The sequence below is a fragment of the Pseudomonas sp. AGC41 genome (assembly GCF_057334555.1).
Window position 1 is genome coordinate 13514 of the sequence record NZ_JBHFJB010000096.1, and the last position, 1491, is coordinate 15004.

Here is a 1491-nt window from a genome sequence, read left to right on the forward strand (position 1 = left end):
CCCCCCCCCCCCCCCCTCCCACAAGGGAACTGTTTTGTTCGATCTGACTTGAAAGGACAGCACCATGCGCATCGTCGTTGCCCTGGGCGGAAATGCCCTCCTGCGTCGGGGTGAACCCATGACCGCCGACAATCAACGCAGCAACATCCGCACCGCGACCGAACAGATCGCCAGGATCCATCCCGGCAACCAACTGGTCATCGCCCACGGCAACGGTCCGCAGGTCGGCCTGCTGTCGTTGCAGGCGGCGGCCTACACCTCGGTCACGCCGTATCCGCTGGACGTGCTCGGCGCCGAAACCGAAGGCATGATCGGCTATATCATCGAACAGGAACTGGGCAACCTGCTGGACTTCGAAGTGCCCTTCGCCACGCTCCTGACCCAAGTCGAAGTGGACGCCAATGACCCGGCTTTCCAGAACCCGACCAAGCCCATCGGCCCGGTCTACAGCCGGGAAGAGGCGCAGCAACTGGCCGCCGAGAAAGGCTGGTCCATCGCCGCGGACGGCGACAAGTTCCGCCGGGTGGTTGCCAGCCCACGGCCCCGGCGCATCTTTGAAATCCGCCCGATCAAGTGGCTGCTGGAGAAAGGCAGCATCGTGATCTGCGCCGGCGGTGGCGGCATCCCGACAATGTACGATGCCGACGGCAACCTGCAAGGCGTCGAAGCGGTGATCGACAAGGACCTGTGTTCGGCGCTCTTGGCCGAACAGCTGGAGAGCGATCTGCTGGTCATCGCCACGGACGTCAACGCCGCCTTCCTCGACTTCGGCAGGCCGACTCAGAAGGCCATCGCCCAGGCCCACCCCGACGAGATGGAAAAACTGGGCTTCGCCGCCGGCTCCATGGGGCCCAAGGTGCAAGCCGCCTGCGAATTCGCCCGCCACACCGGCAAGGTCGCGGTAATCGGGTCGCTGTCGGACATCGAGGCTATCGTCCAGGGCTCCGCCGGCACGCGCATCAGCACGGCGACGGCGGGGATTGTTTATCGGTAACCACAAAACTTATACGGCAGGCGCGGTGTCTGCCGTTCTCCACGCCTTCGAAGGAGAGACCCTTATGGCCACGTTCCAACCCGGTCACCTGCACATGGAACGCCATGCGCTGAACAAGGACGACTACAGCTACAACCTGTGCATCGATTACGCGGTGACCCAGGATCCCAAGGAAGGCACAGGCATGTCGTTCCGGCTACACGGCACGGTGGAAGACGAGAGCGTGGACGAGACGTTTTTCCTGGCCAAGGACCAGGCTTTCGACTTCGCCCGCCACGCCACGCGCATCGCCCAGCAGTACGGCATGCCCAAGAACGCCAGCATCGGCTCGATGCACAAGTATTACGACGAGATGTTCGAAGACGTGCGGCACCAGCTCGACGTCAAGCCGGGTGATCCGATGAAGCCTGAGCATTTGGAGTAGCTGTTTGAATACCCCGCCAATCCCATGTGGGAGCGAGCCTGCTCGCGAATGCGGTGTGACAGTCGAATAGGCA

2 protein-coding genes are annotated in these 1491 nt (G+C 62.8%); both read left to right on the forward strand.

The features are described 5' to 3' along the window. Positions 1-64 precede the first annotated feature (64 nt). Complete coding sequence (gene arcC, locus ACE04F_RS17015) at positions 65-994, forward strand: carbamate kinase (protein WP_486108475.1); 930 nt, start codon at positions 65-67, stop codon at positions 992-994. Between the two features lie 64 nt (positions 995-1058). Continuing rightward, complete coding sequence (locus ACE04F_RS17020; RefSeq protein WP_486108477.1) at positions 1059-1418, forward strand: DUF5064 family protein; 360 nt, start codon at positions 1059-1061, stop codon at positions 1416-1418. Positions 1419-1491: the final 73 nt, after the last annotated feature.